Source organism: Variovorax sp. 278MFTsu5.1 (assembly GCF_048305045.1).
In the GTDB taxonomy this organism is placed as follows: Bacteria; Pseudomonadota; Gammaproteobacteria; order Burkholderiales; family Burkholderiaceae_C; genus Variovorax; species Variovorax guangxiensis.
Map to the genome: position 1 here is coordinate 2647326 of NZ_CP157622.1, position 23546 is coordinate 2670871.

The following is a 23546-nucleotide window of genomic DNA, read 5'->3' on the forward strand; positions in this document are numbered from 1 at the left end:
CGGCCTGTCGCCCCCGCGCCAGACCTTCGCCCGGGCAAGGATTTTCTTCAGAAGCGATACGTGGCCGCCGCAGTCACGGTACGGCGCTGGCCGTAGAAGCAGTCGCCGCGCGCGAGGCAGGTGGTCAGCTGAACCTTGTCGGTCAGGTTGCCCACGTTGAGCGACAGGCGCAGCGGGCCGTTGTCCCAGGCGATCATCGCGTCCAGCAGCGTGACCGAAGGCACCGGGTTGGCGTCCATGCCGTCGTACGACTTGCCGAGGTAGCGCACGCCGCCGCCCAGCGAGAAGCCGGGCACGCCGCCGATGGAGAAGCGCCGCATCAGCCAGGCCGAGGCGGTGTGCTTCGGCACGCCCGAGATGCGCTTGCCCAGGTCGGAGCCGGTGCTGCGCGACACGCGTGCGTCGGTGTATGCGTAGGAGGCGACCCAGTCCCAGTCGCGGCCGATGCTGCCCTTGTATTCGAGCTCCAGCCCCTTCACGTGCACCTCGCCGAGCTGCACGCTGTTGAGCGGATTGGTCGGGTCGGTGGTCTTGCGGTTGGTGTCGCGCAGGTCGTACACCGCCGCCAGGAACGAGGTGCGCTGGCCTTCGGGCTCCCACTTCACGCCGGCTTCCCACTGCTTGCCGCGCTGCGGCTTGAAGGGCTTGTTGTTCACGTCCGCGCCGCCCAGCGGCAGGAACGACTCGGCATAGCTCAGGTAGGGCGCCCATCCGCCATCGGCCAGGTAGACGAGGCCGGCGCGCTTGGTGGTGGCCTTGTCGTCGACCGCCACCGCAGGGCGGCCTTCGGTGTCGGTGGTGGCCTTGTCGTGGCGCAGGCCGAGCAGGCCGATCCAGCGGCCGTACTTGATCTGGTCCTGCACGTAGATGCCGGCCTGCTTCTGCAGCACCGCGGGCTGCCGCGTGAGGAAGGTGGGCGCGGTGTAGTTGCCGTACATCGGCGCATAGACGTCGAGCGCGCCCGCGCGGCCGCGGCCGGTGAACTGCGAGGTCTCGTTGCGCTGGAAGTCCGCGCCGACGAGCAGCGTGTGCTCCGCCGCGCCGGTCTTGAAGTGCGCCTCGGCCTGGTTGTCCAGCAGCAGCATCTTGCCGCCGTTGAGCTGCACCACCAGGTCGCGCTCGATGGTGCGCTGGTCGGCGTTGAACACCGGGCGCGCCGGGCGGCCGGTGAGCCGGTTGGCGGTGAAGCTGGTGTAGGCGGTGTTGTAGACCACCTTGCTCTCGGTCGAGCGCAGGTTCTGCCTGAAGGTCCAGGTGTCGTTGAAGCGATGGCTGAACAGGTAGCCCAACGAGGTGTTGCGCGTGTCGAAGCGGTCGAAGCCCGGCTCGCCGGTGAAGGTCGAGGTGGGAATCTGGCCGTAGAGCGAGGGCAGCAGCGTGCCCTGCCAAGGGAAGAAGCCGATCAGCGAACCGCTCTTGTCCTTCTGGTAGAGCGCCTGCAGCGTGAGCGAGGTGTCGGCGCTCGGGCGCCAGGTGAGCGAGGGCGCCAGCAGGATGCGGTCGTCGGGCACGTGGTCGACCTGCGTGCCGCTGTCGCGGTTGACGGCCACCAGGCGGTAGAGCCACTTGCCTTCGGTGTCCAGCGGCCCGGTGAAGTCGGCCGCGACCTGCTTGCGGTTGTGGCTGCCCAGCTGCACCTGCACCTCGCGCTGCCGCTCGGCCTGCGGCCGCTTCGACACCAGGTTCAGCACGCCACCGATTCCGCCCTGGCCGTAGAGTACCGAAGAGGGTCCGCGCAGCAGCTCGACGCGCTCCAGCGTGTACGGATCGGCGCGGGTGGTGTTGTACACACCGTAGCTGCGCTGCAGCCCGTCGAGGTACTCGATGGCATCGCCGCCGCGCACCTTGAAGCGGTCAACGCGGCTGTCGAAGTTGCTCGACACCACGCCCGCCGTGTAGTTGGTGGTCTCGCGCAGCGTGAGCGCGCTCTGCGCCTCCATCTGGTCGCGCGTGATCACCGAGATGGCCTGCGGCGTCTCGATCAGCGGCGTGTCGGTCTTGGTGGCGGTGCCGCCGCGCCTGGCGACGAAGCCGGTCACCGGGCCGGTGGCGGTCTCTCCCGCATCGCCGGTCACGGTGATGGTCGGCAGGGCCTTGCGGGTCTCGGCGGATTCGTCTTTTTCCTCGGCGTAGGCCGGTACGGCGGCGCCCAGCGCCATGGCGGTTGCGGCGAGCGTGGCGCGGCGGGTATGAGAAAGGCGCCAAGCCGGGCGCCGATGCTTCTTCGATGTCATGTGCAGCTTCTCCTGTGTCCTGCGTTTGGGGGGAGTGGCTGCGGCGTGCGCCGGATGTGGGCGCGCCATGGCTTCTCGTCTCTGATCCCGTTGATTCCGTCGATCCGAACGAGCGCAACCGGCGGCTCGCTTCGGGCTGGCGGCCGGTGTGTTTTGTGGGTTCTTGTTGCGTCGTCGCGGGCAGCTTTTTCGGCTGCGGTCTTCGTTCCTTCGAAGACGGCTGGCGCCCGTTGCGGGCGGCTGGCTGAGGCCGGCGATTATAGGAAGAAAGACGTCAGCGCCCGGCGAGAAACAGCGTCATGCGCTGCAGTTCGTCGTCGAGCGCCGCGCGGAACCCCGCGTCGCGCGGCCTCTTGTCGGCATAGCCGAACACTGGCTTCAGCCGGCCCTCGGGCGAGCTGCCGAAGTTGGCCCAGCCGATCACGCGGTCGTGCCACAGCATCGGCAGCGCGTAGTAGCCGAACTGGCGCTTCGGCGCGGGCGTATAGGCCTCGAACTTGTAGGTCCAGCCCCAGAGCAGCTCGAAGCGGCGGCGGTCCCACACGACAGGGTCGAAGGGCGCGAGCAGGCGCACCGCGTCGTCGGGCGCGTGGCGGCGCGAGGCCGGGTTCTCGTCGGCGGGCCAGAACCAGATGGTGCCATCGATGCTGCAGCTGGCGAGTTCTTCGCGCGCGATGCGCAGCGCCGCCTGCGTCTGCGCCGAAAGATGCGGCGCACCGTAGCCGAGCAGCCGCACGAGGTACGTGAGGCTCGATGCAGGCAGCGGCGCGTACTTGCGCACCACCAGTTCGATGAGCGCCGCCGCACGCCAGGCGCGGCCGGCAGGGCTGTCGTCCGCGGGCTCGTGCGTCACCGCCTCGTAGACGCGCGTGCCGCTGTCGCGCCGCACCACGCGCAGCATGCCGCGGTAGTGCATGCCGTCGAGCAGGTGCGTGGTCGCGTTGCTGGAGCCGCCCCAGTAGTTCTTGACGCGGCCGTGCGCGAAGTGCTGCTCGACCTGGCGCGGATGCACCGGGCCATGCTCCTGCACGTAGGCGAGCACGTCGGCCGCCTTGCGCCGCGTATCGGCGTCCCAAGCCTGCCTGGCCTCGCGCGGATGCATCAGCGCCAGATGCTCGCGCGGCAGGAAGCCGTAGTTGACGAGGCAGTCTTCCTCGATCGCGAGGCGCGTGTAGCGGTTTTCGAGATCGCCCGCGCGGTAGTCCTTCACGCGATGGCGCAGCGTGAGGTCTTGCGCGCGTGCCGGGGCTCGGATCGGGTCGGCCTGCACGAAGCCGAGCCGGCGGATCGCGGCGGGCAGGGTCGTTGGCTTGAAGAGGGTGCGCGCCACTGCGTAGCGGCGCAGGTCGTCGAGGGTCGGGGCAGGCATCGGCGGATTGCAGCACAGGCGGGGCGGTTTCGCTTTGCTGGGTTTGTTTGTTGGCGCTGTTGTTCGGGGCGCGCTCACGCAGACGGGGTGAGCGTTCAACGCCGCTGCGGCATGGGCTCATGGCCTACGCATGGCGCATTGCGGAAGCTGCATTTGTTGGCAGTCTGCGCGACTTCGTGCTGTGGTAGCGGCTCCTTCGCCGGGTTCTTCTCTAGAGTGAATGCCCCTATCACTCAACACCTCGCCAAGGGAGCAGAAAGGAGCCACCCACTCAAGTCACCCAAATGTTCGAAAGCTGCTTGCCTCGCGGCAGGTCGTCGGTGCGAAAGCAGCGATGCAGATGCGAGGTATCAAAAGGCGACGGCCAGGGTGTTACTAGCACCCCAGCCGTCTAACCAAGTTCGTGCAACACCTTGGAAGGAACGCACAAAAATGGCTACCAAGACTATAGCCCGGCCTCGCACGCCGGTAGCTTCCGCAGAAGCCGCCCAACAAGACCCGGCGGATCTTCTTGAAAACACCCTCACTCAGCTTGAAGCTCTTCTATGGGTATGCCATGGGGAAGAGATCGACTGGTGCAGCGGGGATGGGCCTCGGCAATTGAACAACCTGCTCTGGCTTGCGGCTGAAATGGCTCGCAAGGCTGGGGAGCTGTTTCAGATGAGCGAGAAGGCGCGGCGTGGGGCGCCTGAGACCGGCGGTTAGTTGCCGGTGTGCGGGCCGCGAGTTTCGCGGCCTGCCTGATGGCCCGGTGGTGAAGGGAATTCGGTTCGATTGAGGTTTGCGACACAGGGCTCCATGGCGACTATGTGTTCCAGGTTGACCACTGGCCGGCAATGCGCGCCCCCGCTTTGCAGCGATGCCGGCGATGGCTGTGGCGAGGTGGATGGTTCTACCGACCCGGACCTGACACTCACGACCGTGCGGCTCACGTGCCCAGGTCTAAGGATTGCCTGAGCGGCGAGGCCTACGCCAAGGGCGTTTCAGCCTTTTCGCATGGTGATCGCATGAAAAGGGCAAGTCACTGCGCAATCGCTGCACCCTGTGCACCGATTCGCGTCTTGGAGGGTCGACGACTTCCTCCATTGCTTGACTTCGAGGCTGAGAAGGTGGAGGTCGCACGCGGCGACGCACCAACCGCAGCCCGTGCAGCGCGCGACGTCGACAACTGGCAGCCAACCCGGTCGGTGCGGGCGGCGAGGTGGGTGTGCGTCCATCTATGATTCGAACGAGCGTATCGGCGCGAAAGGTAGCATGCCGCTGGCTCCGGCCGGCCAGGACCGGACGCCCCCGACCTCTCTGCCAATTCGCCTGCAGATGCCAACAGCATGCCCATTGAAGCTGACCTCAACATCGCTGAGATTCCCTACGACTCAGGAGCCATCAGATTTCGTTATGCGCGGGTGATGGCACCAGACCGAACGCGCTGGATTCGGCACGGCCTCTTTGTTGAGTACCACGAGAATGGCAAATTGGTTTCCGAAGGCCAGTACGTGGATGGCAAGGAAGACGGGCTCTGGCGCGACTTTCATGCGAACGGCCAACTTGCAGCAGAGGGGCGCTATCGCGCGGGCAAGGAGGTTGGCGTGTGGCGGTTTTGGAGTTCCGCTGGAATCGAAGAGCCGAGCACGAATTTCAACTGACGGCTAGGAGCTGAAGTCCGCCAAGCCCTCAAATCCTTCATGAATCTTCGTTCAAAAACTATGGATCGCTGGGTTCCGATTTCTCGTGACGAACTGGAGGAACTGGTGTCCGCCCAACTCACCGAGTGTTCACCAGAGCAAGCCGACCAATTTGCCCGTCTTCGCGTCCCGTTTCGTGCCGCACCGATCATGCGTGCTGGTGTGAGCGAATCGGTCTTCATCGTGGCACAGCTTGGGGAAATGGCTATTTACTACGAAGACGTTGAAGATGGGTTCAACGTTTCGGAGGTTGCACCTGATGGCTCGATTGCCACCCCTGGCTTCGAACAGTGGACTATCGCGGATGCGATCCAACATCTTCTGGCTTTCCCGTGCGATCCCATTCGCCGTGGGGCTGCATCCTCTCTTCTTTGACAGGCAAAGTTAGGCCAGATGTAGTCGCTCTTCAGCAGAGCTCAGTCTTTGATTCAACAAAGGGGCGGGGAAAATGCAGACTCCGAAGAGTCAGTCGATGTGGGGAAGACTCATCAAACGCCTCAAGCTGGCGCTACTTCGGAGCGGGGCGAAGATTGACTGAGCCCGGCCAGGAGCAGCCAGTCGCCACGCTCGCTTAAATTGGGCTGCGACCTGCATTCTTGCCAATCCCTGTTTTACCGAAAGTCTCAGGCGTTGAATGAAACCAGAGGTTCAATCGAACAAGGTTGTCGTGCTTTCAGGCTCTGGAGTCAGCGCCGAGAGCGGCCTACCAACCTTCCGTGACTCGGCAGGTCTCTGGAACTCGTATTCGTGGGAGGAAGTATCGAGTCCGCAGGGCTGGGAGCATCGACCCGAAGTGGTGCTTGACTTCTACAACCAGCGACGTCAGCGGGCCTGGGAGGCGGCACCCAACGCCGCGCATCACGCTATTGCAGCCCTGGAGGCTAGCTACGAGGTCGTCGTCATCACCCAGAATGTCGATGAACTGCACGAGCGGGCAGGTTCCAGCAACGTCATCCATGTCCACGGGCAAATTGCGTATGCGCGCGGAACTTCTGTCGCGCGAAGGCGCTACAAGATTGGCGGCGCGGCGATTTCGATGGGGCAGCTTTGCGAAGATGGGACGCAACTTCGACCTGATGTGGTCTGGTTTGGCGAAGAGGTTGAATTTCTGGCGGAGGCGAAACGCCACGTTGCGAGCGCAGGGCGGGTACTCGTAGTCGGAACATCACTTTCGGTCTTTCCGGTCGCCGCTCTGGTGAAGGCTGCACGTGGCAGGGCCGACAAGATCCTAATCGGATTCGACGTCACAAAGCCGCCATACGGATACACGTTCCTTCGGGGCAAGGCGACCGAGCTTGTCCCAACGGTAGTGGACAAATGGCTAGCCGACAGCAAGTCCAGGACCAGCACGTAGCGGGACGGATTTGGGCAGATGCCAACGAACTCTCGCGTTCACAACCAGGCAGCGGCGGACTACAGTCGACCATAACCGGTCATTCGAGGAGGCCTGGTCGCGTCGTCGGCGACGGGCGTCGATTCAGTTCTCTGCCCCCTAATAAGTGAGTAGTGCCTCGCAGCCCATATCCTTCCTCCCGTGCATTGTTTTGTGATAACAAGAGGGAATTTTTAATGAGACTGATGATCACCGCCGCGGCAGCCCTTTTCTGCTGGGCCACGAATGCGTCGGCAGAACAAGTTACCTTGAAGGCGCTAGGAGCTGCTGTAGTTCTTCCTCCGCAGTGGATCGTCACTCAGGGGGGTGATTCCACACGCCGTTGGGCCGCATTCAAGCCATCGAAAGACGCCGATGCGAACAACGCCTTGCGCTGCAGGATAGACAAACACCAACTGCCCGAACGTTTTCGTAGCATGACTCAAGCTCAGATCAATGAGTTGCAGGCGCGCGCGCCGCTCAGTGCTCCAAAATTCGCGGAGCAACTGCAAATGGACGGAGTGTTGCCCACCATCGTAGAGAACGGCGATGGGATGATCGATACCAGTCGTGCGAGTTGGGCGATCACGACTACTTCGGAAACCAAGGGGACAACGACCGCTTACTACAAGTCGAAAATTGCGTTACCCCAGACGCCTGGATACGGTTGGAACCTTCAATGCATTGCTGTCTCGACCGGTGGACCGGCTGGGGCGAACGCAGTATTCATCGCAAGCAAGTCAATCATCGATCAATTTTTCCAGTCGTTCCACTACTTGCCTATACAGAACTAGCGCAGGCTATGGCCCAAACGCGACGCCGCTTACGTGACGGGAGGCGGCCAACTTCGGACATTCAACGGCGGCGCCTAGTTTCGAGCTTTGAGGACGCGGCCAAGGCCAAAAGGAGTCAGAATGCTGCCGCCAACAGCTCGGAGGACGGCACTTGCAACAAGACATCACTCTGAATATCCCATACGACCTGTCCGAGCAAGAGTGGTTGAAGGTTTCGGCTGTATATGAGTCGTTGGATGGTTGGCTAGGCGATAAGAATGGGCCAGCTTGGTACGGCCAGGAGGGCGATGCACGATACATCTGGGCCTCAGTCGAACCCAGCGGCATCCAGTTCTGCGGCGAAGTCGAGACGCCAATTTGGATAGCTTGGCTCACGGTACTGTGCGCCAGGATGAGCCTGGCTCTCGGGCGTGAAGTTCGCGACGCCAGTGCTTGATCGAGGCATGACTCGTAGCGCAGCCTCCGGCCAGAACCGGCTGTTCGTTGGGCCGGCACAATGCGGCCAAGAGCCAACATCTAGAACCCGCTGTTGTCATCGGCGATACAGCACAAGTACTGCACCGAAACAGATGAGCTACTACACCCGCCTTGAGCTCGAGTGGGACGACGCGGACTACACGCGAGGGACTATCACGCCTGAGATGGTCTCCAGTGCGGCCGTGGATTTCGTCACCCGGAACGAATGGGGACGGGATGTACTAGATGATTTGCGCGCTTCTGCTGCAGGCGAGGGCCTGGAGCATCAAGGGTATAACCGGATAGAGGCGGAAGCCTTAGTCGAGATGCTTCGTGAGATCTCCCGAGCGTTCTCGAGCGTCACATTTTTTGCGCGAGGCGTTGGCGAAGATATGTTTGATACATGGATGCGTACGCTTCGGGCAGGGGAGGTCACCTCGGGATTCGGTCCTTTCGAGCCTTCGGCATAGAGGACAACAGTCGGCCACAAGGCGTCGTTCGCCGTGAAGGGATAGGTTATGGTGTTTGGTTGGTTGAAGAAAGATAGGCGGCTTGCCCCACATATCTCGGGCCCCATTGACCCGCACATACAGAAAACCGTCAGATGGGTTGCCGAAGTGATCAGTGATCGCACGGAATTTCAACGACGCGCACAATCGGCGGCGGAGACGTTCGATGAGGCCCGTCTACCAGAACTGCCGCACTATTTCCACGACGAGTCGATGCCACCGCTGGAACTTGCCGATAGGTTCCCGGGACTAGGCCAATGGATAGCGGCACGCCAATTCGCTATCTTCGAGATCCTCTACTTCATCGGTCTGCCCGCTTTGCCGCTGCTGAAAAGAGTCGCTCACGGTGACTACGATTGGACTCAGGGCAACGCAGTTGAAATTCTCTGTCGACTCGCCGCGAAAGGCGTAGAACGCGAGGCGACGATTCGGGACCTACGGATGTTGATCCCGAACCTGCGTTATGAGGCGGTGATCTACGCCGCCGAGCCCCTGGTTCAGCAAGCCCGATCAAACACCGCGATTGCCGCTCTCATCGAAGACTTGCTTACTGTTCCGGAATTCGGCGAGATCCACGCGGAAATCATCGAACGCCAGGATTGAGGCACCCATAGCCAACATGTGACTGTGGTGGATTGAACATCCGTCTATCTCCCCTCCCAGTTGTCTTAGCGGCTCACGGCCAGGAGCAGCCGTTCGGGGTTCCGTTCCAATCGAATTGATCTATGCAAACTAGCTTCTACTACGTGTTCACCCCCACGGCGGAGTTAACTGAGGCTGCACGACTGGCCAAGGTTGAATCGGAGATCGGGATGACTGTTTGGTCGGATGAAAACAGTGATCGCGTGGGAAGGCGGTACTCCAGAGATACCATTGAAAACAGCTTCTGGAATCTATTCCTCGCACAACTTCTCTATGCCGACCCAGAGCCTGAAAATGTTCAAGAATTTCGGAGTCGCTGTGTCGAGCTCGGGTTTCACGGTTGCTGGTTAGTCGCGGAGACATGGAAAGGCGGAGACGCCTCCGATTTCGTTGAAGAGAGTACAGCTGAGGCCATTCCGTTCTTGGTCAAGCATGCCCAACGATTCAAGTTATCTGCGTGAGTGGCCATGATCGAGACCTCGTTGGAGAGGGCTCGACCCGGCGAGACACAGCGAGCCGGTCACACCAGAACTCGGGGGCCAGCGAGGGCCCTTTCGCCGACAGGTTTGTGGCAGCAGGCGGCCATCACAAGCAGCCGCTCGATAATGGTTGTATGCAGCGCATTCAAGAAATCGACGGCGAACTCACGAAACTTTTTCGCGGCTTTGAGCAAACAGCGCAGCGCCTCGAGTTTCAGCCGTTGGGAGATCTCCTCCAAGTTGACTTGGAGTCCATCCAGTTTTCCGGGCTTTACTTCATCGAAGTGTGGTCTAGCCCCTATGGCGCCGCAGCGCTGGATGACTGGTTCTCTTGCTTCACGGCGACGTGGAATCAGGAGGAATTCAAGAAGTCATTCGTGCCCTCGTGTCAGAAGGCGCGTATGGCGAAACATACGGCAGTTCACGAGTGGATGCCGTTGTACTTGGGCAAATCCGAAAAGGTCGGAAAGCGCGTTGGGGAGCACCTCTATCTGGCAGCGGATACGCGCACATTCGCCTTGAAACTGAAGGCGCGCAATCTTCTAGAGGGAAATAGATATCGCCTGTCCGTGCTACGCCTGGACGTGGCGAACTATCCCGTGCTCGCGCCCAAGATCGAAGCGGCGCTGCGCCGAAAGCACTTGCCACTAGTCGGACGGCAGTAGGAATTCCTAGGCTCTCGAAGGACTGCTTTGAGACAAAGCGACCGTCTGCTCGGGGCCCGAAGCAGTCATCGAGCCCGCTCCGAAGCCGACCTTCGGCTAGAACACGCCCCAGAGGTTTTCCAAGCGCAACTTCGTCGCTCGCGGCGGTCGCGTCAGGACGGCTTGGATTGGGCCGCTTGAGCTGATGAATGAGTTCAGCTCAGTTTGGTCGCCCGGCGTCCAACAGAATTTGTTGCCCTCCGGCCACCCAGGCATGTTGTCGAGCCCACCGTTGATGACGGTGTCCACGAAAGGGTATGAAAACGAAAGACGCAGACGAGCGTTGGCCTCGTGTGCAGAGACGCCCGACCTCCTAAACGAGCGAATCATCCCGACCTCGTAAACCATTCCACCGTCGCGACTCATCCCGAAATAGACGGCCAGTCCGTCTCCTTGCTCCGTTTGCGCATCAATTGCTCGTTCGCTTTCGTAGAACTGCTGGAAGAGGTCAAACCCTTCGCTCGGCAAGAGGCCAGTGACCTTTTTGCCGGCGGTCCTGAGCTTGCGTCGGAACTCGGTGTAGCTGTCTTCGATTTTCATTTTGGAGTGTCGCTGCAACGTCCGCAGATGGCCGCGCGGTGTCATGCCTCGCAGCACTCAGAAATCTAGTCCATATGGATGACCGAACGTCTGCTAGAGCAGGCCTGGCCGACGCAAGAATGGCTTCCAGGGAGACGAATCAATTGCCGCACGAGCCGCCGACACCCCACCGATTCTGTAGGCTTTCGCAATTGATTCCGCTGACGACCGGAGCAGAAACAGTTCTTCTTGTTGTGGCCCAGGTCGGAGAAGCGCGCGTTGCGCGGGAATACGTTCAACGACAGCTCGCAACTCGCGAAGGCATTCTTGATGCTGCACATAAGAACCAATGGGTGACTTGTCGATCTCGCATATCGCCAAGTCAACCAACCACTGGTTGTGCGGCGCACGTTCACGCGCATCCCAAAGGTGTTTTCGGTACTCGATTTTGGGCCTGAGTGAGCAAAGAAACGCCGCATAGACGACTCCCTTCCACGTCCAATGAGTCGAAAGGTCTGCCACCAAGTGCTCATCGAGTGACGCTGCAGCTCTTGCGCACAAATAGAGGGGTTCGAGCGGCGCGTATCTCACGCGGGGATAGTCTCGCAGGATGGAAGCGAGTTCTTTTGCATCCGTGCAGAGCGAAGACCAATAGCGCAACGCGCCACTTGATTTCATGAATCGCGTGTAAGGGATGTTCAGTAAAAGCGCCTCAACATCAGACTCAAGATAGAAAGGTATTGAGGTCATTTGCTGAATGTCCCGTACTGGCCGAAACCGCTAGCAAAATTCGAGCAGCCAAGCCGCGTGAGATTTCTCGATTGCATTGCCGATTTCGAGCAACGCGTGGAGGGGCTTCTTGGCCTTGGCCAGATCCATATCCAGCAACGCGGCAGTGAAGCCATCGTTGTCATGGCCTTGCTCAAAGCCCAATTGGTAGGCAGTGAAAAGCTCCTTCAAAACTAGAGGCCCTGCCAGGTGACACAACGGCCACGCAGCAGCCTCGCGGATAAAGAAGTCTTCGTGTCGCAGCAGGGTCAGCAAACGAGGCACATCTTCAATGCTTGCTCGTACATCTAAGCGCTCAGCCGCATCCACGGCAGTGTCAACATCTGAAGCTCCGAGTGCTTGAACGATTTCAATCCATTCTTCTTCATTCATGATGATTTGGGCTGGCTGTCGATGTGCACTTTGCGCGAGTACTGAAATCATCCAACGGTCGCATTTTGCAGGATCAGCGAGCGACCGGCTCTGAACGGATTCTGCCGGCAGTTGCCGGCACCAAGTCTGAGCCCTTTGCGGTATGGCTGCCTCAGGAAAGCCGACCTTCGCGCGGCGGTCGGGATTGCGCTCGGAGCGAATGGAACTGCGCCTCGGGAGTTGTCGCAGCGCATGAGGAGCCCGGAGGACATTCCATCAAGAACTCAACTGCGCCTCGCGAGCCTGGCACGACTATTCGAACCATCCCGCGGCGTGAGTCGGGGGCGCAATACAACACGAACCCATCAGCTTGACGTTCTCGCACCCACTCTTCGGGCACCCACACACAACGGCCGGCTTGAACAAGTGAATCGCAAACCGAGTCGTCGGCTGCTACTGTTGCAAACTGAGCGGTGGCACCAGCTTGCTCGGGAACGGACCGATCTTTTCGCAAAGCCGCTATCCATTCCAATACTTTTCTGACCATAGCGTGCTTTAAGGAGGATGGTTCGGGGGGCGCAACGTCCGCTGCTGGCCGCATTGTGCCGGCCCAGCAAACGGCCGGTTCTGGCCGAATCTTGCCATGTCTGTAGGTCCGAGAAGGTGCACGCGGAGTCACACAGCCCCGTGCTACTTGGGCACAGTTCGTCGTGGCGGCTTGATAGCCATTTCCACTTCCCTGCAGAACGTCGCCATTGCGCCAGTGAGCCAACTCCGACCCATCGCAGTGAACTCATCACTCGCACAAGCTTGCTCGCGCGCGGCGGTGAGAACCTCAAAAAGCCGATCGACAGGCAGATCGACGTCACTCAGGCTGACGACCTTGCCTCCCCAGTACTCTGCTAGCTCTCGTGCAAGTAGTTCTGACACCGGGTCGCTGGCCCCATAGCGCTCAGACGCAATCGATGCCGCCCTACCGAGGATGTCGTGAACCGCGGTGCTAGTCCCCCAGCAAATGTGGTCGTAGAAGGCAAGTGCTGAAGACATGGGAAATCTTGTCTAAATGTCTGCTTTTGGGCGCATTGTGCCGACCCGGTGAACGGCCGGTTTTGGCCGACTGTAGCCAAGCACGTCGCCCGTGCAAGGGGCTCTGAGCCGACTTTCGATTTGCTGCAAAGCGGCCGTTCAACAAGACCGCGATCACCGGTCAGTTCGACGTGGAAGAACTGCGACTCCACTTGTCGACGCGGTCTAGGAAGTCATCTACGAGTGGCCCCCACAGGCCAGTCAGGGAAAGGATGTGATGGCCGTCTTGCCCAGACAATAATTCAAGCACATGAAACTGACCCCGGCCTCCGGTGGCCTCGAAGGCGTGAAAGTTTTTATGGCTGTGCGCAATGCTGTAAAAGGGATCGTTCTCCGCGTACAGCCATACGGTCGGCCCGGGAAAGGTTGCTCCTCTCCTAGCGATCACCGGATTGATCATCTCGGATGCGGGTCCATGCTCATCAACCCAGCCGCCTACAAAATTAAGGACGCCACTGAAGAGCTCTGGGCGTGCTCCAGCAAATGCCAGCGCAAGGAAGCCACCCCGAGAATGACCACCGATCAGCAAGCGTTCATGGTCCACGTCATCCCTTGAAAACAAGTGCTCCGCAACGCACTCCATGTCTACCAGCGCGCGTTCGAAGCCATGAAGAGCGTATCGAGGATCGTCAGAGTACCGCGACCGATCTGGTTCGAAGCCTTCGTCGTAAAGACCTCCCGACTTCCCACGCCCGCGTCGCTGTGGGAAAGCGACCATCCAGCCGCGATCATTGAAGTATTTCGCCAATGCTGGGCTGGTCACCGTGCTGGTAAACAGCGACGGGTCATTTCCGATACCGGTTGAACCATGATTGAACACCAGGGTTGGGAAAGGACCCCGCCCATCCGGTTTGAATGTCACCATCTCAAGCGTAATCTGCTCACCGTGCTCGAGCATGCCTGTGGGCACGCGCTCGACAATGCGTCGTCCTCCGGCACTCAACTGTGCTAAGACGCCAGCGATCCAGCGGCCGTCAAGCTCGCGCCACAAAAGCTCAACAACATCCGGGTTTCTCATTCGCAAATGGAGAGTTGCGCCGCTTTTCAGCCGACCATGAAGTTCGTTTCCATGAATCTGCGCGAGCAGACGTTCGTTATATGGGGCCTGGTCCGCAGATGCGCGCGCACAAACGATTGTGGCGGTGCGCCGGGAAAGCTGTTCGACTATCAGCCTGACGTCACAGCGCCGGCCCTGATCGGCCCATCCGAACCACTGTCCGGACCAAGCTGAAATTGTCGCCGACAGGTCGGAAGACGGCTTCTCGACGGTGATGTCTGCCGGGGGAGCAGCAGCGACTGTGCTCTCCGATGCGTCTGGCTCCAGAGCGCTCATGAATCCAGGCCAGATTGTGGTGATCTCTCGGTCGGCGGTCATAGGCTACCCAATACTTCGATTTGCACCGTGGTTGCAAAGGTCAGCTTCTGGCCGACTGTAGCCCGACGCTGCGATGGCGCAATGGAGCAGCTCTGACCTCAGTACGCGGCGCCTGCTGGCGTGACGTCGTAGACATACCAGATGCCGTCCGCAAAATAGAAGGTGTCATCGCCTGGGCCAAGGAGCGCTGACTCGATCAAAGATCGATCTACTTCATGTCCTTTACGCAGGGCCTCTGCAATGGAGTCTGTTGTGCTGGTTGCAAGAGCGTTGCTGGCCTCTATACTGCCGACGGGAGGAGCTCCATCGTCCACCTGGGCGCGCCAATCGCGCAGCATCGCCAACGAATAGCCACCATCGTATGGCGGCTTCGCATGGATCAAATAATCCTCACCAACCTCATCGGTCTGAACAAACTTCACCAATGAAGAAAGCAGCTCGTTGCTCTCAATGAATCTCTTGACCTGCCGTCGACCATTTTCCCAGCGAACTAGATCGTCGGCGGAGCCGAAATGCCGCAGCAGTTTCATTCCCGACTTCATGTGATCTTTCTCCGTAGACTTGAACTGATACAGCGTCCATCGCCGCCCTCTGAGTGTTATCTGCAAGGGTAGTGTCTTCCGGCGTTCTGCGAAGGTTTTCATGGTCCAAGCGATCGAGATATTTCTGGTTTACGAATGGTCTCGGTTCTCTCTTGTCGTTGAACCGACCTCGAACGTCCGTTTGGCGGTAAGTTGGGCACTCATTGCCAACGACCGTTGTTGGCCGATGGCGGCCATCGTATCCGCGAAAGCCACGGACCCTGGGCGGTCTTACTATTCGCTTGAAAGCAGACGCTCTCCAAACCGCGATCACCGTGCGCCGCCGGCTAGGGGCAACGCAGAACGACTGATGCACCAATAGCCTCGAGGGCCTCGGCGATAGGCCTGAGTTCCGCGTCTATCGGCCACCCCGCTTTGATCCGGAAATTGCCGGTTTCCAGCGATGCTTTGACTTCGCTCGGATTGCGGCCTGTCACTTGACGGATGATGCTGAACACCTTTGCTCGATTCTGGCCAATCGATGTCAGCCATAGTTCCGGATCTGGGCAAGGGCCATAGGAGAGGCGAGGTTCGAAGGTGCCGTATTCCTGTCCCAAGCAAGTCATGGCGTCACTCAGCGGCTTGTATGCCAAGGCTCTTGCTGCTGGCAGGTGGCCAGAGCAGAACCACTCCATGGATCGAGGATGCCCAGCTGCACCTTCACTGAGAGGCAAGTAATCGGCGAACCTTACATATCCGCCTCCGGCTTGGAGGTGCCATGACTCGCAGCGGCAATCCTTGTGGCAAAGGTGACAGTACTCGGGCTTCATAGGGCTTCGTCCGCGGTTGTATGCAAAAGTCCGAAACCGGCAGATATTAGCCCCCCAATCAGCGTCATCGCAGGTCAGCAGCACTCGGCTTCCCCATTGAACGCGCTACTCCAATGGCGACCGCGCCAGCATAAGCCCTTCGACCTTCTGCTTGTCCGCTGCTCATCTCACACAAAAGCTCGGCGGGTTGCGCCCCGCATGCTCATCTGCGATCCGAAGCAGAGGTCAAACCGCCAGCGCCACAGCCGCGCTCATCGTGCACAGGGCATCGGGTGCTCCCCGCAGCGAAATAAAGGAGGAGCCCGAAGGGCGGGGGACATTCGCGGAGGGGAGTGCCCGATGGCCTGTGCACGCCCCCCGAACAACGCGCATACAAAGCAGCTCTAGACCGCCTGCTTGTGCCGCTCGATACAGACGTCCAGCGTCTCAGCCCCAGTCCGCTGCCACCAGTCAAGATTCGAAAAGATCTCCACCTCGCTGAACCCCGCGAAGCCCGCGTCTTCCACCCACCCACGGATCTTCTTCAGCTCGACCACCCCATCCCCCATCATCCCGCGGTCGCTCAGCAGATCGCGCGTAGGCGTGAGCCAGTCGCAGACGTGGTACGCCAGCAGGCGCTCGCAGCCGGCTCGGGCGATCTGCTGCTGCAGCTTCGGGTCCCACCACACGTGGTAGATGTCCAGGGCCACGCCCAGCATGCCGCTTTTGCCCGCATCGAGCTCGTCGCACAGGTCGAGCGCGTGTTCAAGCGTGTTGATGCATGCGCGGTCGGCCGCCTGCATCGGGTGCAGGGGCTCGATGGCGAGAGGCATGCCGACCTCGCGGGCGTATTCGAGCGAGGCGGCGATGCCGTCGCGCACTTCGCTGCGGGCGCGGCCGATGTCCTTGTAGGCGGCCTTGCCTTCGAGCGCCCCGGGCAGGGCGCCGACCACCAGCACGAGGCAGGGCGCATCCAGCGTCTTGGCCTCGTCGATGGCGCGGCGGTTGTCGTCGAGCGCGGCCTTCAGGCCGGCCGTATCGGCCGCTGGAAAGAAGCCGCCGCGGCAATAGCCCGAGAGGCCGATGCCGTGCGCCTTCAGCTGCTTCGCCACCTTGTCGAGCCCGACGGCTGCCACCTGGTCGCGCCATGGGCTGATGGCGCGGATGCCGCGTTCGGCGCACTGGTCGATGATGTGGTCCAGCGGCACCTCGGCACCCGACTGCTTGCGCACTGTGGCGGTGTTGATCGACAGCCAGTCGTGGTTCTGCGAGAAATCGCGCATGCTCGTCTTCAGCCTTCCACGCCGTGCAAGGCCAGCAGCGTCTTCATGCGCTGCACCGCCAGCTCGGGTTGCTCCAGCAAATTGGCTGCGTCGGCCAGCCTGAACAGCTCGGCGAAGTGCTGCAGCGAGCGCGTGCTCTGCTGGCCTCCGACCATCGTGAAGTGCTTCTGGTGGCCGTTGAGCCAGGCCATGAACACCACGCCGGTCTTGTAGAAGCGCGTGGGGGCCGCGAAGATGTGGCGCGACAGCGGCACCGTGGGGCCGAGGATGTCGTGGAACCTCTTCTCGTCGCCCTGTGCCAGCGCACCGAGGGCCGCGCTCGCGGCGGGCGCGATGGCGTCGAAGATGCCCAGCAGCGCGTCGCTCTTGCCGTGCGTGGGTTCGGTGCCGAAGCCGTCGCCGGCGATCAGCTCGGCGTAGTTGAAGTCGTCGCCGGTGTACATGCGCACGCCCGGCGGCAGGCGGCGGCGCATCGCGATTTCCTTGTCCTTGTCGAGCAGGGAGATCTTGATGCCGTCCACCTTGTCGGGGTGGGCGGCGATGATGCCCAGCGCGGTGTCCATGGCCGCATCGACGTTCTTCGTGCCCCAGTAGCCCGCCAGCGCCGGGTCGAACATGTCGCCCAGCCAGTGCAGCACCACCGGCTGCTTCGCCTGGCTCAGGATGCGGTCGTACACCCGCTCGTAGTCGGCCGGGCTCTTCGCCACGCGGGCCAGCGCGCGGCTGGCCATGACGATCAGCTTGCCGCCCAGCGCCTCGATGGCGGCCATCTGTTCCTCGTAGCCGCGGATCACGTCGTCGACACTCTTCACGCTGTCGATGTCCAGGTGGTCGGTGCCGCAGCCCGAGGCGACCAGCGCGCCGGGAACGTCCTTCGCGGCATCGAGCGAACGGCGGATCAGCTCCAGCGAGGTGGGCCAGTCGAGGCCCATGCCGCGCTGCGCGGTGTCCATGGCCTCGGCCACGCCAAGGCCCAGCGAGAACAGGTGGCGGCGGTAGGCGATGGTGGTGTCCCAGTCGACCGCGCACTGCAGCCACGGGTCGATGGCGGCCATCGGGTCGGCCACCACGTGGGCGGCCGAGTAGGCAATGCGGTTGAACTTGACGCCCGCATCGGGCTTCACCGGTGCGGTGCCGCGCAGCGCGTAGGGCGCGAGCGTGCCGCCGGCGGTGGGGAGGTTCAGCGAGAGTGCCATGTCAGACCTTCAGTGCAGGCACGTCGACCCAGCGGCGGTCTTTCCACGACTCGAGCGCGGCCTCGACCAGCTGCACACCCTTGGCGCCTTCGGGCAGCGTCCACTTGTAGGGCGCGTCTTCCACCACGTGGCGGATGAAGTGTTCCCACTGGATCTTGAAGCCGTTGTCGTAGAACTGCGAGTCCGGAATCTCCTGCCACTGGTCGAAGAAGTTCATGGTCTGCTTCTCGTCGGGGTTCCACACCGGGCGCGGCGTGGCCACGCGCGACTGGGCGCGGCAGCTCGAAAGGCCGGCCACGGCCGAGCCGTCGGTGCCGTCGACGTGGAAGGTCACGAGGTCGTCGCGGCGCACGCGCGTGACCCAGCTCATGTTGATCTGCGCGATGACGGGCTCTCCGTTGTGGCCGGTGAGTTCGCAGGTGGCGTAGGCCGCGTCGTCGGCGGTGGCCTCGTAGGGCTTGCCGGCCTCGTCCCAGCGCGTCGGGATGTGGGTGGTGCCCAGGCAGCTCACCGACTTCACCTCGCCGAACAGGTTGTCCAGCACGTAGCGCCAGTGGCACATCATGTCCAGGATCATGCCGCCGCCGTCTTCCTTGCGGTAGTTCCAGCTCGGGCGCTGGATGGGCTGCAGGTCGCCCTCGAACACCCAGTAGCCGAACTCCAGGCGCACGCTGAGCATGCGGCCGAAGAAACCTGCGCGGCGCAGCATGTCGAGCTTGCGCAGGCCGGGCAGGAAGAGCTTGTCCTGCACGGCGCCGTGCTTCAGGCCCTTGGTCTTCGTGGCTTCCTCGGCCAGGCGGGCGATCTCGACGGCCTCGTTGAGGTTGGTGGCAATGGGCTTTTCGCAGTAGACGTGCTTGCCGGCGCGGATGGCCTTGGCCAGCAGGGCGGGGCGCATCTGCGTGGTGCCGGCGTCGAAGAAGATGGTGTCGTCCTTGTTCTCCAGCGCCTTGTCGAGGTCGGTGCCCCAGCGCGGGATGTTGTGGGCCTTGGCCAGCGCTTCCATCTTCTCGGCGTTGCGGCCGATGAGGATGGGGTCGGGCATGACCTTGTCGCCGTTCGACAGCGTGACGCCGCCCTGGGCGCGGATGGCGCAGATGGAGCGGATCAGGTGCTGGTTCATGCCCATGCGCCCGGTGACGCCGTGCATGATGATTCCTAGACGTTGGGTGGCCATCGTTTTCTTCCTTGGGGTGCGAGAGATTTGTGCGGGCTGGACGCGCGCTTCGGTTCAGTAGACGGAACGCATCGCGTCCCACGAGATGCCGGCGCCTGGCTTGCCGGTGGCGAAGCCGGGTGCGGCGTTGAGCGAGGACAGGTCGAGCTGCCCTTCGCGGATGGCGAGGCGCACTGCGCCGTCGCTGGTTTCGTAGAGGCCCGGGTGGGCGCGCAACAAAGCCTGCTGCTCGGCCTCGGGCGCCGCTGCGAGGCCGTTGACGTAGTGGTGGCCGTTGCGCTCGACATGCGAGAGGCCGAGCCAGGAGACGAGTGCCAGGTCTTGCTGCACGCCGATGCCGGCCTGCATGGTCAGGTCTTCGCCGGAGAGGAAGTAGCGCGGCTTCTCAGAGGCGGCATTCCACTGCGCGCAGCGCGCGGCGTTGATCACCGACTTGTAGAAGCCCTTGCAGCTCTTGCTCGACACGCCGGTGTAGCCCAGGGCACGGGCCCGCACGAAGGCGTCGAGCGTGGCGTCCGATTCGTCGATGAGCAGCGGAATGCGCTTGCCCAGCGCCGACACGTCGCGCTGCAGCGCCGCGTCGCGGCGGATCGGCTGCTCGACGAACACCGTCTTCTGCGCGAGCTTCCACAGCGTGGGCGTGGAGAGCATGCGGTCGAGGAAGGTGGCGAAGTCGTCGGCGTCCGCGTACTGCTCGTTGCCGTCGAGTGTGACCAGTTGCGCCTGGCCTTCGATCACGCGGGCGATGCGCTGGAGCCGGTCGATGTCCTGCGCGGTGCTGCCGCACAGCTTGAGCTTGAAGTGGGTGTGGCCGTAGCGTTGGACGGCGGCCTGCAGCGTCGTGGGCAGGCCGTCGGTGGGTGCATCGGGCGAGACGTCGTATTCGTCGATGGCGTCCGCCAGCCCGACTGTGTGGCGGGCGGCGATGCGGCTACGCGGCGACTGCTTCGCGAGGAAGGCCGGCACGTCGAAGCCCGCGAGGTCGTCGGCCAGGCCGCTGCCGGCGATGTCGATGCCGCAGAGGTTGGCGCTCATCGCCGCCGCGAAGCTGATGCCGTTGTGCAGGCACAGCGCGTCGAGCAGGGCGCGGTCGATCAACGCAGGGCCGTAGCTGGCCACCAGCGGCTGCAGGCCTTTGGCCCTGGCGCGCGACTGCAGCGCGGCGTAGTTGGAGGCGAAATGCGTCCAGGCGGTCTGCGCATCGGGCTCGGCGGTGTAGGCCTCGCGGGCGTCGCGCAGCGCGAAGCGCAGCTGCTCGAAGTTCTGCTCGTTGTTCAGGGCCGGGTTCTTGTCGAACCACTTCGGAATCATCATCTCCGCCGCACAGCCCTCGGCCGTGCGGCCGTCGGCAAAGCGCACGCGCGCCTTCACGTATACCTGCGGGCAGGCCGTGACGGTGGCGGCGCCGAAGCGGAACGGCAGCCGCAGCGCCACGTTGCGCTCGGCGAAGCGGATCTCCTCGACGTGAAAGCGGATCGCGTCCATGGCCGGCTCTCGCTCTTCAGTGGTCCAGGATGCCCTGCGAGTAGAAATGCGCGCGCACCAGCTTGGTGTAGGCGCCGAACTCGGGCGAGGACATGACGTCCAGCGTGCGCGGGCGCGGCAGGTCGATGTCGTACACGGCGGCGATGGAGCCGGGCCGCTCGCTCATCACCATCACGCGGTCCGACAGGAAGATGGCTTCGGGAATGCTGTGGGTGATGAGCATCACCGTCTTCTTCGACGTCATCCAGATGCGCTGCAGCTCCAGGTTCATCTTCTCGCGCGTCATCGCGTCGAGCGCGCCGAAGGGCTCGTCCATCAGCAGCACCGACGGGTCGTGCAGCAGGGCACGGCAGATCGATGCGCGCTGCTGCATGCCGCCCGAGAGCTGCCACGGGTACTTGCCCTCGAAGCCCTTGAGGCCGGCCATCTCCATCAGCTCGCGGGCGCGTGCCCTGGCAGCGTCCATGGGCATGTGGCGCATCTCGGCCTGCAGCAGGATGTTGTCTTCCACGCTGCGCCAGGGCAGCAGCACCGCGCTCTGGAACACGATGCCCACGTCTTTCTGCGCGCCCTTGATCGGCTTGCCGGCCAGCGTGAGGCTGCCGCCGCTGATGGGCAACAGGCCCGCCACCATCTTCAGCAGCGTGCTCTTGCCGCAGCCCGAGGGGCCGACGACGGAGACGAACTCGCCTTCCTTGATGGCGAAATCGAGCGGCTTGAGCGACTCGACGGGGCCGTCCTTGCTTTGGTAGATCTTCGAGACGCCGCGCGCTTCGATCAGGTTGACTTGGGACATGGAATGCGTGAGAGGTGACTACTGCGGAAGGCGCGCGGGGTTCAGGACCGAAGGAAGGTCAGGGGAGGAAATCCAGAGTGACGTAGTCCTCGGGCTTGCCGCGCGTGGAGGCATCCATGCCGCCGTACTGCACCAGCAGGTCGAGCGAGTCGTTCACGTTCTTCATCTGCACGCGGAAGGGGCGCTGGTTGGCGGTTTCCTTCGTGTGGTAGAGCGCCACGCTCTGCTTCATGCCCACGATGAGCGTGTCGCGCACGCCGGCCTTGGGGTTGGCCTTGAGCATCGCGTCGACCGCGGCCTCGGGGCTCTTCTCGGCGGCTTCGGCGGCCTTGGTGGAGGCGCGCATGAAGCGCTTCACCAGGTCGGGGTTCTCGGTCAGCAGGTTCTTGTTGGCGATGATCCCGGAGCTGATCTGGTTCACGCCCGAGTCGGCAAAGCGGATCGGCGTCACCGGCTTGCCGGTGGCGTCCTGCAGCTTGATGGCCTGGTCCATCACGTAGCCCAGCAGCAGGTCGGCCTGGCCGTTGGTCACGGCATTGAGCTTGGTCTGCGCGTCGCCCGAGACGGTCTTGATCTGGTCGGGCTTGATGTCGTTGACCTTCAGGAAGAGCGGCCACATCTGCGACATCGAGTCGCCAGGCGTCACCGCCACGGTCTTGCCGATGATGTCCTTCGGCGTCTTGATGTTCTTCTCGGTGAAGCCCATCACCGACATCGGGCTCACCTGGAACAGCACGCCCGTCGACTTCAGCGGCGCGCCCTTGGCGGCGGCCTTGATCATGGTCGTGACGTCGATGTAGCCGAAGGTCGCCGACTTGGCGGCCACCGCCTGCGCGGTGACGGCGGAGCCGCGGCCTTCCTGGATGTCGAGGTCGATGCCTTCCTCTGCGTAGAAGCCCTTTTCCTTGCCGAGGAAGAAGGGCGCGTGCTCGCTGTACAGATACCAGTTGAGCATCAGCGTGACCTTGTCCTTGGGCTTGTCGCCCTGCGCATGGGCAGGTGCGATGGCGAAGGTGGCGAGCGCGGCCGCGGCGAGCAGCGTGGGAAGCAGTTTCTTCATGGTGTTGTCTCCGGGAGTTGTTGGCTTTGCGAAGGAACTCGGTGAAATCAGTGCACGTGGCGCTGCGAGGCGTGCCAGGGAATCATCACGCGCTCGACCAGATCGACGGCTACGAAAAGAATGACGCCGATGCTCGACAGCACCACCAGCGCCGCGAACATCAGCGGCAGGTCGAAGTTGCCGTTGGCCACCTGCAGCACGTAGCCGATGCCCGAGTTGGAGCCGACGAACTCGCCGACCACCGCGCCCACCACCGCCAGCGTGACCGACACCTTCAGGCCGCTGAAGATCTGCGGCAAGGCCTGCGGCAGGCTGATCTTGAAGAAGGTCTGCAGGCGGCTCGCGCCCATGGAGCGCGAGAGGTCGAGCATGTCGGGCTCGACCGACTTGAAACCCATGACCGTGGACACCACTACCGGGAAGAAGCCCAGCAGGAAGGCGCTGATGACCTTCGGGAAGATGCCGAAGCCGAACCACACCACGAAGAGGGGCGCGATCGCCACCTTGGGAATGCTCTGCGAGAACACCAGCAGCGGATACACGTACGACTCGATGACGCGCGAGTAGGCGATGACCATCGCGATCGGAATGCCGATGAGGATCGTCAGCCCGAAGCCGCCGAGCGTGGCGAGCGTGGTCTTCCAGCTCTCGGCGAGCAGGCGCGGCCATTCGGCGACGAGCTGCTTCACCACCTCCCACGGCGGGGGAATCAGGTAGGCCGGAATCCTGAACAGGCGGATCGCCAGGTCCCACAGCACCAGCAGCAACAGGATCAGGAGGAAAGGGCGCAGGGCCGGGGAGAGCAGGAGCTTGCGGAACATGGCGGGAGCCGGGGCTTTCGGAAGAGCGAGGGGAGCG

Annotated in this window: 26 protein-coding genes; 10 read left to right on the forward strand and 16 right to left on the reverse strand. The window is 62.4% G+C overall.

Annotated elements, in window-relative coordinates:
* Nucleotides 1-47: 47 nt before the first annotated feature.
* Nucleotides 48-2234: a TonB-dependent siderophore receptor gene (locus ABL844_RS11990; RefSeq protein WP_418131375.1), complete on the reverse strand. Its 2187-nt coding sequence runs from the start codon at nucleotides 2232-2234 to the stop codon at nucleotides 48-50.
* 274 nt (nucleotides 2235-2508) lie between these two features.
* A complete protein-coding gene (locus ABL844_RS11995) occupies nucleotides 2509-3603 on the reverse strand; it encodes a DNA glycosylase AlkZ-like family protein (RefSeq protein WP_418131376.1) in 1095 nt (364 codons plus the stop codon).
* Nucleotides 3604-4035: 432 nt separating this feature from the next.
* On the opposite strand from ABL844_RS11995, the gene ABL844_RS12000 reads away from it, so the two are divergent.
* Nucleotides 4036-4308: a hypothetical protein gene (locus ABL844_RS12000; protein ID WP_418131377.1), complete on the forward strand. Its 273-nt coding sequence runs from the start codon at nucleotides 4036-4038 to the stop codon at nucleotides 4306-4308.
* Nucleotides 4309-4586: 278 nt separating this feature from the next.
* Here the strand turns inward: ABL844_RS12000 and ABL844_RS12005 are convergent, their stop codons facing one another.
* The gene (locus tag ABL844_RS12005; RefSeq protein ID WP_184636617.1) at nucleotides 4587-4820 is read right to left on the reverse strand and encodes a 4Fe-4S dicluster domain-containing protein; all 234 of its coding nucleotides are present in this window, start codon (nucleotides 4818-4820) and stop codon (nucleotides 4587-4589) included.
* Between the two features lie 111 nt (nucleotides 4821-4931).
* Here ABL844_RS12005 and ABL844_RS12010 point away from each other — a divergent pair, with 111 nt between their 5' ends.
* The 9 genes from ABL844_RS12010 (at nucleotide 4932) to ABL844_RS12050 (ending at nucleotide 10202) form a co-directional block, all read left to right on the forward strand.
* The gene (locus tag ABL844_RS12010; RefSeq protein WP_184636619.1) at nucleotides 4932-5246 is read left to right on the forward strand and encodes a toxin-antitoxin system YwqK family antitoxin; all 315 of its coding nucleotides are present in this window, start codon (nucleotides 4932-4934) and stop codon (nucleotides 5244-5246) included.
* Nucleotides 5247-5285: 39 nt separating this feature from the next.
* The gene (locus ABL844_RS12015; RefSeq protein WP_418131378.1) at nucleotides 5286-5660 is read left to right on the forward strand and encodes a hypothetical protein; all 375 of its coding nucleotides are present in this window, start codon (nucleotides 5286-5288) and stop codon (nucleotides 5658-5660) included.
* 259 nt (nucleotides 5661-5919) lie between these two features.
* Nucleotides 5920-6639: an SIR2 family NAD-dependent protein deacylase gene (locus tag ABL844_RS12020; RefSeq protein ID WP_418131379.1), complete on the forward strand. Its 720-nt coding sequence runs from the start codon at nucleotides 5920-5922 to the stop codon at nucleotides 6637-6639.
* A gap of 215 nt (nucleotides 6640-6854) precedes the next feature.
* A complete protein-coding gene (locus ABL844_RS12025) occupies nucleotides 6855-7451 on the forward strand; it encodes a hypothetical protein (RefSeq protein ID WP_301512236.1) in 597 nt (198 codons plus the stop codon).
* A 151-nt stretch (nucleotides 7452-7602) separates the two neighbouring features.
* Nucleotides 7603-7887 (forward strand): hypothetical protein, encoded by a 285-nt coding sequence (locus ABL844_RS12030; protein WP_418131380.1) that lies wholly within the window; start codon nucleotides 7603-7605, stop codon nucleotides 7885-7887.
* Nucleotides 7888-8020: 133 nt separating this feature from the next.
* Entirely contained in the window at nucleotides 8021-8377 is a 357-nt protein-coding gene (locus tag ABL844_RS12035; RefSeq protein ID WP_418131381.1) for a hypothetical protein, read from the forward strand.
* A 48-nt stretch (nucleotides 8378-8425) separates the two neighbouring features.
* Nucleotides 8426-9019, forward strand: a complete 594-nt coding sequence (locus ABL844_RS12040) for a hypothetical protein (protein ID WP_418131382.1) — start codon at nucleotides 8426-8428, stop codon at nucleotides 9017-9019.
* Between the two features lie 122 nt (nucleotides 9020-9141).
* Complete coding sequence (locus tag ABL844_RS12045) at nucleotides 9142-9519, forward strand: hypothetical protein (protein ID WP_418119985.1); 378 nt, start codon at nucleotides 9142-9144, stop codon at nucleotides 9517-9519.
* 152 nt (nucleotides 9520-9671) lie between these two features.
* A complete protein-coding gene (locus ABL844_RS12050) occupies nucleotides 9672-10202 on the forward strand; it encodes a hypothetical protein (RefSeq protein WP_418119986.1) in 531 nt (176 codons plus the stop codon).
* Between the two features lie 96 nt (nucleotides 10203-10298).
* Here ABL844_RS12050 and ABL844_RS12055 read toward each other — a convergent pair whose 3' ends face one another.
* The 13 genes from ABL844_RS12055 to ABL844_RS12115 all read right to left on the reverse strand — a co-directional run bounded on the left by ABL844_RS12055 (nucleotide 10299) and on the right by ABL844_RS12115 (nucleotide 23509).
* Entirely contained in the window at nucleotides 10299-10781 is a 483-nt protein-coding gene (locus ABL844_RS12055) for a hypothetical protein (RefSeq protein ID WP_418131383.1), read from the reverse strand.
* Nucleotides 10782-10874: 93 nt separating this feature from the next.
* On the reverse strand, nucleotides 10875-11510 hold the full coding sequence (locus ABL844_RS12060) for a hypothetical protein (RefSeq protein WP_184642388.1): 636 nt from the start codon (nucleotides 11508-11510) through the stop codon (nucleotides 10875-10877).
* Between the two features lie 30 nt (nucleotides 11511-11540).
* On the reverse strand, nucleotides 11541-11921 hold the full coding sequence (locus ABL844_RS12065) for a hypothetical protein (RefSeq protein WP_418131384.1): 381 nt from the start codon (nucleotides 11919-11921) through the stop codon (nucleotides 11541-11543).
* 1186 nt (nucleotides 11922-13107) lie between these two features.
* Nucleotides 13108-14361 (reverse strand): alpha/beta hydrolase family protein, encoded by a 1254-nt coding sequence (locus ABL844_RS12070; protein ID WP_418131385.1) that lies wholly within the window; start codon nucleotides 14359-14361, stop codon nucleotides 13108-13110.
* Between the two features lie 98 nt (nucleotides 14362-14459).
* Nucleotides 14460-15005, reverse strand: coding sequence for a hypothetical protein (locus ABL844_RS12075; RefSeq protein WP_418131386.1), 546 nt, complete (start codon nucleotides 15003-15005; stop codon nucleotides 14460-14462).
* 224 nt (nucleotides 15006-15229) lie between these two features.
* Nucleotides 15230-15577 carry a hypothetical protein gene (locus ABL844_RS12080; protein WP_418131387.1) on the reverse strand — a complete coding sequence of 116 codons (348 nt, stop codon included), beginning with the start codon at nucleotides 15575-15577 and terminating at the stop codon, nucleotides 15230-15232.
* A gap of 518 nt (nucleotides 15578-16095) precedes the next feature.
* On the reverse strand, nucleotides 16096-16974 hold the full coding sequence (locus ABL844_RS12085) for a sugar phosphate isomerase/epimerase family protein (protein WP_418131388.1): 879 nt from the start codon (nucleotides 16972-16974) through the stop codon (nucleotides 16096-16098).
* 8 nt (nucleotides 16975-16982) lie between these two features.
* Complete coding sequence (locus ABL844_RS12090; protein WP_418131389.1) at nucleotides 16983-18170, reverse strand: dihydrodipicolinate synthase family protein; 1188 nt, start codon at nucleotides 18168-18170, stop codon at nucleotides 16983-16985.
* Nucleotide 18171: 1 nt separating this feature from the next.
* Nucleotides 18172-19347 (reverse strand): Gfo/Idh/MocA family protein, encoded by a 1176-nt coding sequence (locus tag ABL844_RS12095; RefSeq protein WP_418131390.1) that lies wholly within the window; start codon nucleotides 19345-19347, stop codon nucleotides 18172-18174.
* 54 nt (nucleotides 19348-19401) lie between these two features.
* Entirely contained in the window at nucleotides 19402-20832 is a 1431-nt protein-coding gene (locus ABL844_RS12100) for an enolase C-terminal domain-like protein (RefSeq protein ID WP_418131391.1), read from the reverse strand.
* 16 nt (nucleotides 20833-20848) lie between these two features.
* Nucleotides 20849-21628 (reverse strand): ABC transporter ATP-binding protein, encoded by a 780-nt coding sequence (locus ABL844_RS12105; protein ID WP_369658604.1) that lies wholly within the window; start codon nucleotides 21626-21628, stop codon nucleotides 20849-20851.
* Nucleotides 21629-21686: 58 nt separating this feature from the next.
* Nucleotides 21687-22688 carry an ABC transporter substrate-binding protein gene (locus ABL844_RS12110; RefSeq protein ID WP_184641884.1) on the reverse strand — a complete coding sequence of 334 codons (1002 nt, stop codon included), beginning with the start codon at nucleotides 22686-22688 and terminating at the stop codon, nucleotides 21687-21689.
* Between the two features lie 47 nt (nucleotides 22689-22735).
* Nucleotides 22736-23509, reverse strand: coding sequence for an ABC transporter permease (locus tag ABL844_RS12115; RefSeq protein ID WP_126018411.1), 774 nt, complete (start codon nucleotides 23507-23509; stop codon nucleotides 22736-22738).
* Nucleotides 23510-23546 lie beyond the last annotated feature (37 nt).